We start from the raw sequence: 4,139 nt of genomic DNA on the forward strand, positions 1-4,139 counted from the left end.
GCTGACATCGACAAAAAATCCGTTACCGGTATTCTTCATCAATTTAATATGGTATTCAGGCTTCAGCAGGGTGGTACCTTTGTATTCCGAATACGTACCAGGGTTCGGAGGTTGAGTCAACAGAAAAAGATCGAGAAAGCCATCTTTGTTATAGTCAAAAAATGTAGCGTGTCTCGTTCGCTGTTCGTCTGCGACACCATACTTTTCGGCCGATTCTTCAAACGTACCATCGCCTCTGTTAATATATAAAAGGTTGGCACGCCATTCGGGCTTGTCATCATAAAGCTCTCTGGTTATATAAATATCCAGACTACCGTCGTTGTTGATGTCGGCCACAGTTACGCCCGTTGACCAACCTCCGTCATTGACCAACCCGGCCGTCTTAGTGACATCCTCGAATTCAAGATTGCCCTTGTTCAGATAAAGTCTGTCGGAAACTATGTTACCGGCAAAGTAAAGATCCTCCAGTCCATCTTTATTGAAGTCGCCTACACCTACCCCCGCACCTCCATAAAAATTTGCGTAGAGAAGAATATTCCGAGTTTCATCGTCCTTTATTTCGTTGGAAAAGTGCACGCCCGTTTTTGATGATTCCAATGATGTGAAAAGCGATGGCGAGTTAACAATCGCTTCTTCCTTGGAACATCCTGCAATAATCAGCACCAAAATTAAATAAATGGGTATGCCGGACTTCATCATATATAGCGTGTAATTTTCAACCGCAAGATATTCAATATCCGTAAAATAATAAAGGAGAGTTGCCCCTCCTATATTTATCATACGAATTTACGATCAAGACCAACGATTACTCAACATCCCACCAAACGCGAGTGGTCAAGAGGTCTGGGCCTTGGGCCTGAATGGCCGCCTGATAGTTTTCAGGGTTGTCGGACTGCTCACTTTCCGAATAGGTGAGTCTTCTGGGAATTGTCCCGCCAGTCTCGTTACCGGAGTAATTCACGGGAACCAAAACAGGAAAACCTGTCCTTCTCCAATTGGCAAACGCCTCGTATTCGTTCAAGAAGGTAGCTGCCCAATACTGCGTGTTTATCTGCTCTAAAGCATTGGTCAAATCTAAAGGATTTGCCGCTAAATAGGTATCTATATCCGCATCAGATATAACACCGGCGGGGCCGTAAAGTGCCAACATTTTCATGGCCGCCCTCACCCCGTCAGTATAATGACGGGTAGGATCACCACCTGCAAGGCCCCAACGTACCGCAGCCTCGGCAAGCATAAACTCGACTTCGGCATAGGTCTGAAAAAACATAGGGGCATCGAAGGCCGTAATCAACATACGATTGGGTTCGGTGTAGGCCTGCACATCTTCCTCTCCCGTAGCCGCTAGAAGCAATGGGGCATCCAAGCCATTGGGCAGCCCCTTTTGGGCTTCTGCATCTAAGCGTTCCTCGGGCGTTCGAAGGATAGGGTCTTTATTGGCATCAACTTCCCCGGTGTTTTCCGGCAGTGCGCCCAAAACGGTAAGTCTAGGATCATCCTGTAGAAAATTGACAAAAGTATCGCTTAATCGGGGATTACCATCTGCATCAAATGCCTCACTGTTACCGTTTCTATTTTGTTCGGATTCATGTTTGAGGTAAAAAATGTCCTCATTGGATTCCATGACCCCTCCCGCTATTGCTTTGGTAACCCAAGCCTGGGAAGCTGTCGGGTCAATCTTAATCAAACGAAAACCAAGTCGAAGCATCAACGAGTTGGCCAACTTTCTCCATTTGTCCTGATTGCCCTGATAAATCAGGTCTGATGCACCGAATTCGGAAGTTCCGGAACCTAAAGACGCAGCGGATTCTTCAAGTTCGTTCAAAAAATCGGTATAAATTTCGCTTTGCAAATCGTATTTTGGCTTGAGAACGCCGGAGATTACTGCTTGACCGGCTTCGCTGTAAGGTATGTCGCCGTACAAATCTGTGAGCCTAGAATAAATATACACCCGCATTATCCTTACAATAGCCCTCATTTCTTCAGGGGCTTGTTCCTCGTTGATTTGAAATAACATATCCTCAACACTTTTAACCGCATTACCATAATAACGATCGATTAGCGAGGATGCATATCCTTTATTCCAAGTGTACTTATCTCCCGACCAATACCCAGCAGTCGTAGACAAATGCTGCATCATAGTAGATTGATAAATTAAATTGGCACGCCAGTTGTCATAGCGCTCGCTGGACATAAACCTTTGGGCAGCCGTAAGTTTACTATTCAAGCTCACTTGCACCGGTTTGGTAGGGTCGACGTTCAGTTCTTCAAAGCCCTCGTCACACGCACTGAAGATTAAAACGGACAGTAAGATATAAATTGATTTTTTCATAATCCTTTTTTTTTTAAAACTTCATATTAAAATTCAACCCATAGGACCTTGTAGAAGGCAGTCCAAAATACTCCAGTCCTTGAGAGTTGCCAACATTATAGGCACTTTCAGGGTCAACGTTATCTATAGTCCTTTTAATGTAGAATAAGTTTTGGCCAATCAGAGAGATATTGATACTACTAAGAAAGGTTTTGTCGAGCATACGCTTCGGAAAGGTATATCCCAAACTCATCTGTCTAAACTTGATGTAATCGGAATCTTCCACGAACTCTTCCGCTATATCGTTGACGGCACCATAGTAGTCAGACAAGAACTCGGGTGCGACCGTGGTCGTGAAGGGTTGGTCATTGCCATCTGCATCTACGGCAATGCCAGAAACGGTCAAACCATTTTCCCTGCCCTCGAGCGTCTGTTTGTGCAATCCATTACCGAATAGTGTGGTGTTTGTACCTGAAAAAAGTTGACCTCCAAACTTACCGTCTATAAGGAAGCTGAGGGTAAGGTTTTTGTACGAGAAACTATTCGTAAAGCCCAAAGTCAGCGGTGGCACACCAGCACCGAGTATTTTTCTTTCGCCTTCCCTAGCCAGTGGAACGCCATCATCATTGATGTCGTATCTAATATTTCCGTTATCGTCCCTGTCGTAGGGAACACCGAATATGGTGCCGTACGCTTCTCCCACCACATGTGTAATGCGCACATTTTGGGTACGGGGCTCGTCCAAGTTAACGTTCGAATCGTCTTCGTTGGTAGCCAATACCGTGCCTTTATTGTAGGCTCCGTTTACACTGGTAGTCCAGTTGAAATTCTCAGTCCGTATCGGCGTTCCGGATAACAATACCTCCAAACCTTTATTTTCGACCCTACCAAGATTGGCCTTTGCAGCACCATAACCGGAAAAAACGGAGGTTGATACGTCGACAATATCATTTGTTGTCTCATTGGTATAATAGGCCAAATCGAGCGAAAGCCTATTATTGAAGAACCTAGCATCTAAACCTACTTCTAATTCAGTTTTACTGAACGGCACCAAATTCGCGTTGGGTACGGTGCCCCCGTTCACCCTGCCTAAGGGTTGACCTTGAAAACCCTGACCGAAAATCTCATAGGTTAGTGCCAATTGGTAGGCATCTTGAGCCCCACCCGCCACTTCAGAGTAACCGCCCCTTAACTTTAGAAAGTTTACCGGGCCACCCATGTTAAAAGCATCCGATAGCACCAGACTGGCGTTTACGGACGGATAAAAATCATCATTGGGTGTAGTTTTTCCCGGAAAGGATAATGTAGAGAACCAGTCATTCCGACCGGTGAAAGTAATATACGCCCAACGGTCCCATGAAAATTCAACTGAGCCGTAGACAGAACCAATTTTTCGTTCACTGAAACTTCTGCTTCGGGTCTGAATAGCAAGATTACCAATATCCTCAAGACGTGGAACGATAAAATCGCTTCCACCAAGAAACAAGTTCTCTTCTTTAATACTATTTTTATTAAGGCCGACAAAGGCTGACGTAGCAAATTTATCGGTAATGTCCTTTTCTAAACCAAGGATGAGGTCGGCATCGACTTGAGTATATCGAATCTCCCGTTCTTCCATACTTCCTAAAGGTTTAAAGGCAGTTCCGAAAGGTTCGACCGAAGTTCTTTTAAGAGTGTAGTGATCAATACCTGCCCTACCGTTGAGATATAACCAGTCGGCAATATCATATCGCAAAGATGTTGATGCAATAATTCTATTCCTAGTGTCCTCGTTTCTAAAATTAAACGCCGAAAAGTAGGGGTTTTGCGAAAAAGTATTGTTCGAATA

At 44.6% G+C, this 4,139-nt stretch carries 2 protein-coding genes and 1 pseudogene; all 3 read right to left on the reverse strand.

The genetic code is table 11. The annotated features are described in order from the left end of the window. Nucleotides 1–780, reverse strand: a 780-nt coding sequence (locus ACEW8S_RS13440; protein WP_373518657.1) for an FG-GAP repeat domain-containing protein, incomplete at its 3' end; no start/stop codon positions are given. Nucleotides 781–805: 25 nt separating this feature from the next. Continuing rightward, nucleotides 806–2,332 carry a SusD/RagB family nutrient-binding outer membrane lipoprotein gene (locus tag ACEW8S_RS13445; RefSeq protein ID WP_373518658.1) on the reverse strand — a complete coding sequence of 509 codons (1,527 nt, stop codon included), beginning with the start codon at nucleotides 2,330–2,332 and terminating at the stop codon, nucleotides 806–808. 13 nt (nucleotides 2,333–2,345) lie between these two features. Beyond that, nucleotides 2,346–4,139, reverse strand: a pseudogene (locus ACEW8S_RS13450) (SusC/RagA family TonB-linked outer membrane protein); the annotation flags it as partial.

This window comes from Pricia sp., from assembly GCF_041745955.1.
GTDB lineage: Bacteria > Bacteroidota > Bacteroidia > Flavobacteriales > Flavobacteriaceae > Pricia.

Bases quoted from the DNA above. Each gene is read 5' to 3' on its own strand.
- ACEW8S_RS13445 (WP_373518658.1), bottom strand. From the start codon at position 2,332: ATGAAAAAATCAATTTATATCTTACTGTCCGTTTTAATCTTCAGTGCG.